This window comes from Mycobacterium sp. TH-M25, assembly GCF_057473665.1.
On record NZ_JBYCLA010000402.1, the window covers coordinates 1 to 6,266 of the forward strand.

At 63.5% G+C, this 6,266-nt stretch carries 4 protein-coding genes; 1 reads left to right on the forward strand and 3 read right to left on the reverse strand.

Annotated elements, in window-relative coordinates; genetic code table 11:
• Positions 1 to 90: 90 nt before the first annotated feature.
• The 3 genes from AC2VOU_RS13475 to AC2VOU_RS13485 form a co-directional block, all read right to left on the reverse strand.
• A complete protein-coding gene (locus tag AC2VOU_RS13475; RefSeq protein ID WP_486957834.1) occupies positions 91 to 3,003 on the reverse strand; it encodes an MMPL/RND family transporter in 2,913 nt (970 codons plus the stop codon).
• A complete protein-coding gene (locus tag AC2VOU_RS13480; protein ID WP_486957835.1) occupies positions 3,000 to 3,428 on the reverse strand; it encodes an MmpS family transport accessory protein in 429 nt (142 codons plus the stop codon). The genes AC2VOU_RS13475 and AC2VOU_RS13480 overlap by 4 nt, the downstream gene beginning before the upstream one ends.
• Before the next feature lie 244 nt (positions 3,429 to 3,672).
• Positions 3,673 to 4,734, reverse strand: a complete 1,062-nt coding sequence (locus AC2VOU_RS13485) for an NAD(P)H-dependent amine dehydrogenase family protein (RefSeq protein ID WP_486957836.1) — start codon at positions 4,732 to 4,734, stop codon at positions 3,673 to 3,675.
• 542 nt (positions 4,735 to 5,276) lie between these two features.
• On the opposite strand from AC2VOU_RS13485, the gene AC2VOU_RS13490 reads away from it, so the two are divergent.
• On the forward strand, positions 5,277 to 6,266 hold a 990-nt coding region (locus tag AC2VOU_RS13490; RefSeq protein WP_486957837.1), incomplete at its 3' end, for a hypothetical protein.

Sequence of the window (6,266 nt, forward strand, 5' to 3'; positions counted from 1 at the left end):
GCTCACCGGCCGACAACGGCAATGGCACTGCTGGTGCACTCATCCCACCAGAATACCGAACAACTACCTATTTATTTACGAGACACACCACTAGGACTTTTGCACGGCCAGCGGCGCGGTGCTGGCCTCGTCGCCGACGGCGGTCGCTGCCTTGGGCTTGGGCTTGGCGTTGTCGCCGCGAGGATGGACCACCAGCGGCCACCAGAACCAGCGGCCCAAAAGCGTTGCCAGCGAAGGCATGAACAGCGTTCGCACTACCAGGGTGTCGAGCAGCAGGCCGATGCAGACCGTCGAGCCGAACTGACCCAACACCGTCAACTCGCTGCCCAGCATCGCCGCCATCGTGAAGGCGAACACCAGACCCGCTGACGTCACCACCGCGCCGGTGCCGGCCATCGACCGGATGTAACCGGTCTTGAGGCCCGCGTGTATCTCTTCTTTGAATCGCGACACCAGCAATAGGTTGTAGTCCGAGCCGACGGCCAACAAGATGATGACCGCCAGCGCCATCACGATCCAGTGAAGGTGCATGCCGAACAGATCCTGCCAGATCAACACCGACAACCCGAACGACGCGGCAATCGAACTGCTCGCTGTTCCCACGATCACCAACGCCGCCACCACACTTCGGGTGAGCAGCAGCATGATCATGAAGATCAACGTCAGGGCCGAGACCACCGCGATCATCAGGTCGTACTTCTCGCCGTCGGCCATGTCGCGGAACGTCGCGGCGGTACCGCCGAGATAGACCTTGGCGTCCGACAGCGAGGACTGCTTGAGGCCTTCCTGGGCGGCAGTACGCTCCGCACTCACCCGGTCGATGCCCTCGGGCGTCATCGGGTCGCCCTGGTGAGTGATGAAGAACCGCACGGACTTTCCGTCGGGGGAGAAGAACATCTTGACGCCCCGGATGAACTCCGGGTTCTGGAAAGCCTCCGGTGGGAGGTAGAAGAAGTCGTCGTTCTGCGACTTGTCGAAGCTTTGCCCCATTACGATGGCGGTGTTGCTCATCGCCTCCATCTGGTCGATCATCGCCTTGAAGGTCTGATACATGGTCAGCGTCAGACCGTGCGTTGTCTTCAGTGTCTCCAGCATGATCGGGATCAGCTGTTCCAATTCGTGCGACGCGGTTGCGGTGCGCCCGATGTCGCCGGAGAGCTCGTGGAACTTTTCGGCGAGCTGGTCGAATCCGTCGATCGAGTCGAAGAACGACCGGAATGAGTAGCAGACCGGGATGTCGAAGCAGTGCTTGTCCCAGTAGAAGTAGCTGCGGATCGGCCGGTAGAAGTCTTCGAAATCCGCGAAATGGTCACGCAGGGTGTCGGTGATCTCGGAGGTTTCCTGCGTAGTTTTCGCGCTGTCGAGGGCGGCGGTGGCGAGGTCATGGGTGACCTTGGCCTGACGTGCCGTCACGTCGATCATGATCTGCATCTCGTCGGCCATCTTCAGCAGGTCCTTCATGCGGTCCTTCAGGAAGTCCATGTTCTGCATGGTCGTCTGGCTCTGGATGCTGTTCTGGAACGGAATTGAGCTGTGCTGGATCGGAATTCCCAGCGGTCGCGTGATGTCCTGGATCATCGCGATACCGGGCGTGCGGATCTCGTTCTTGGCGACCTTGTCCAGCACCAGCATGTCGGCGGTGTTGCGCATGTCGTGGTCGGCCTCGATCATCAACAGATCCGGGTTCATCCGAGCCTCGGAGAAATGCCGATCGGCGGCCGCGTATCCGATGTTGGAGGGCGCTGTCGCCGGGAGATAGTGCCGGTCGTTGTAGCTGGTCTTGAATCCGGGCAGCGCGACCATGCCGACCAGAACGACTGCCAGGCTGACCGCGAAAATCGGTGCGGGCCACCGCACAACGGCGGTGCCGACCCGCCGCCACAGCTTGCCGCGGGACTGCCCCTTCTTCTCGAACAGACCGACTTTGCTGCCCAGGAAGACGACTGCCGGTCCGAGCGTCAAACCCGCCAGGACGACGACCAGCATGCCGATGGCCACCGGTGCGCCCATCGTCGCGAACCACGGCAACCGGCAGAAGCTCAGGCAGTATGTCGCGCCGGCAATCGTCAGGCCGGACCCCAAGACGACCGGAGCCACACCCGTGAATGTGGTGTAGTACGCGGTTTCTCGGTCTTCGCCCTCGCGCCGTGCTTCTTGGTAACGGCCGACGAGGAAGATCCCGTAGTCCGTTCCGGCCGCGATCGCCAACATCGTCAAAATGTTGGCGGCGAACGTGGTGAGGCCGAAAGCGTCGTTGTAGGCCAGAACCGCGACGACCCCCCGTGCGCATGCCAACGCCACGAACGTCATGAACAACTGAATCAGCGTGGTCACGATCGAGCGGTAGACCAACAGCAGCATGATCGCGATCGCGCCGAGCGTGAACAGCGTGATCTTGGCCAGGCTGGCGTTGCCGATGACATGCATATCATCCGACAGCGCTGCCGGACCGGTCACGTAGGCTTTCACGCCGGGCGGAGCTTTCTCCTCGTCGACGACCTTTCGGACCGCCTCGACGGAGTCGTTGGCCTCGGTCGTGCCTTGGTTACCGGCGATGTTGACCTGCACGTAGGAGCCCTTGGCATCGGCGCTCTGCGCGCCCGCGGCGGTGAACCGGTCGCCCCAGAAGTCCTGAATGTGCTGGACGTGCTTGGTGTCGGCGCGTAGTTTGCGCACGATGTCGTCGTAGTACTTGTGGGCGGCCTCGCCAAGAGGTTGCTGGCCTTCCACGACGACCATCACCGTGCTGTTGGAGTCGAACTCGTGGAAGTTGTGCCCCATCCGCATCATCGCCTTCATCGACGGCGCGTCCAGCGGTGCCATCGGCGCGGAATGCGCCTCGCCGACGACTTCCAACGTCGGGACCGCGACATTGACGATGACGGTGACAGCGACCCAGAGAAGGATGATCGGTATCGCGAAGATCCGGATGACGTGCGGCAGGAAGGGGCGGTGGGGGCTGCGCCCCGGCGGTGTGGTCGACGGATTCCCGTGGTTGCTCATGCGGACTTCACCAGGCAGAAGGTCTGCGCGTTGTGCCCGTCGGAGCTCTGGTGCTCGCGCAACTCGCCGTCGACGGTGATGCGACAGCCGATGTACCCGCCGTCGGTCTGGGCCATGATGTTGGCGCTCACGGTGGGCAGCGTGGTCGACAGCGTGTAGGTCCACGGCAGCGACGCGTTGTTGACCTGGTGGGTGTTGGCGTCGGCGTCCCAATAGTTGATGTTCGCGGTCGTCCCGGGGTTGCCGAAAATCTCGTACTTCACGACTTTGGGGTTGAATTGCACGATCTTGATGCTGGCTCCTGCATTCGCGTTGAGGTCCTGCGAGGCGAACACCTTGTGCAGTCGCGTCACGACGAGCGCGGAGACCGCGAGCACGACGATCAGCAGCAAAGGTATCCAGGCGCGTTTGATTACACCGCTCATCGACATCGCCCTCACCGAATCTCCTCCCGCCGCGCGTCCCGCAATGTTGTCCGTGAACGCGTCGAGCCACTGCTCCGTGCGGCGACCGAAAAGGAGCGTTCAGGGCAGCTTCGCCGAGCGAGCAGGGCCCTCAGAATCGGTGTCGGAAAGTCGACGCCGATCAGAACCTTTGCTCGGCTAACAATGCTAGATGATAGAGGACGTCCGCGTTCTGCTTGGTCCGAACAATGTCTGTAACGGCGCACTAGGACTGGGTGGCGCGCCCGGTTACCGGCGGCAGGTCGGCCAGCGTGACGATTCCGGGCTTGGCCGCCACAACGGCGGGCACCGCATTGGTCACCGGCATCGCCGTGTAGATCATGCCCAAGCCCATGAATCCCGGTTCGGTCCAGTCCTTCGGCGGCAGGCAGTGCACCACCGTGCGCATGTTGGGTACCCCGAACACCTGAATGACGTGGCCGTGCTCGAGAGGCTTGGGCGGCGTCACGTGATCGCCCATGGTCCAGTTGAATCCGACGCTGACCACGTTGTTCTCGCCCACCCAGCCCCGGTGGTAGCCGAAGACGCCGCCGACGGTGCCGGCCGGGATCTTCATGAAGCCGAGGTCGGTGTCGCCGGTGGCCGCGGTGAACGTGACGTCGAAGGTCATCGTGTCCAGCCTCGCCCCGATCGCGTCGGCCATCATCGCGGCCGACTCGGCGAACACCTCGCTCTCGCGCCGTACCGTCTCGGCCAGCCCGGGGGTCTCGGGATCCTGCGAAAACCCCATGGCGGTCTGGGTTTCCGCCGATTCATAGGTGGAGCAGTCCACCGACTCGGTGATCCGGATCTCGTCGACGCGCTCACAAGAACCGCTGAGCGCCATCGCGACCAGGTTGGTCATCCCAGGGTGTGCGCCGCTGCCGAAAATCGTCGACTGGCCCCGCTCGCAGGCGTCGAGAATCCGCTGCCGGTCCTGCGGCGTCTGCTTACCGCCGGTGATCCAGGCCGCGCTGGTGCACACGTTGACGCCGGCCTCGAGCAGGCGGACCAGTTCGTCGACGCTGGGCCAGAGTGGGTTGTAGCAGCAGGCATCGGGTTGAAGTGCCAGCAGCGCGGCGACGTCGTTGGTCGCCGTGATTCCGGTCGGGTCGGGCCAGCCGGACAGCTCGGCGGCGTCCACCCCGACCTTGTCCTGGCCATGGGCGTAGACGCCGACGAGTTCCAGGTCCGGCCGGCCGATGATGGCGTGCAGCGAGCGTCGCCCGATATTTCCCGTGGTCCACTGGATGACGCGAAGCGGGTGGTGTGCTGTGGACGCGCTCATCGATGGCTCCTTTGGCCGACGTGATGGAACTCATTATGTGCAGTCGGTCGTTGTGTCTCGAAGCCAGGGCGCTACATGCGCAGAGTTAATTTTTGCCGCGCCGGATATTTTTCGGCCCGCCTGCCGCCCGGAGCCGGTGACAGCACCTGGGCACCAACCGGATGGTTGGGCTCGGGTTCGAGCCGGCGATGCGTATTCGACACCTGTCAATATATACTTATCGCGGCGTGTGTTCAAAGCCGGTTTTGGGTCGGTCCGAAATCCGCACTGCCGCAACCGATCGGGCTATCCCGTCGGTCACGCGGCAGCGGGCCGTACCGCCGGTGCTGATGTTTGTTCAATACGTTGACAAGCGGCGTTCGCCGACCTTACTCTTGAGTAACCTACGCACGGGTAAGTTGTTTGAACCACCGAAAGGGGTCTGGCCGCATGGGCACACAGCAAACTAGTCGTGCGCGATGCCCGGGCCGATAGCTCAGGGCTGCCACGCGATGTCGCAATCGCCTGAAAGCAGCGCGAGGATCCTCGGCGAGACGGACGTCATGTCCGTTTCGCTACCCGGCTACGGGTACTTGGACCCGTTGTCGGCGTGTGCGGTCGAGGAGTGGGTACGGCGGGGGAGCCTGCTGCCGATCGAGGACATCCCGGTGGCCTCGATTCGAAACTCCTACACGCCCAGGAAGAACAAAGCCAACGAGAATCACATTCGAGTGCTGGCCCAGTCACCGCTGCCGTTGCCGCCGATCGTGATCCATCGGGCCTCCATGCGGGTGATCGACGGCGTGCATCGGCTTCGGGCCACCGAATTGCGTGGGCATCCCACCATTGCGGCCCGGCTTTTCGAGGGTAACGACGCGGAGGCCTTCGCGCTTGCTGTGCATTTGAATGTGACGCACGGCCTGCCGTTGACGCTCGCTGAAAGGAAAGCGGCCGCGCAAAGAGTGCTCAAGTCTTACCCGCATTGGTCGGACCGGTCCATCGGGTTGATTGCGGGCGTATCGAACAAGACGGTCGGAAAATTGCGCGGGTGTGCAACCGAGGAAATTTCCCAGTTGCACCCCAGGCTCGGTCGTGATGGAAAACTACGACCGGTCAGGCCGGCCAACGGCAGGCGCCGCGCCGCCGAATTCCTGTCCATGAATCCGCGCGCGTCATTGCGCGAGATCGCCCGCAAGGCGGGGGTCTCGGTCACGACGGCGCGCGATGTGCGTCAACGCATCGAACGGGGTGAAAGCCCACTGCCGGACAATCTGGCCAAGCGCGCCGGACCGCCGGCCGCCCCAGTCGTCAGCGCGACCAACGGCGCCACCGTCTCGCCGCTCGTGACGTCACGCGAGTCCACGCGGATGCCGGTGGAGGGCCGCGGCCGCGACCTCCTGCAGCGCCTCCGAAACGATCCATCGGTCCGGTCGTCCGAGCGGGGACGTACCCTGCTGCGACTGCTGTCGACGGTCGTCGTCGCGGTCAGCGCCTGCCACGAGTTCGCCGATGCAGTGCCGCCCCACTGCTCGGGCACCTTCGCCGAGATCGCT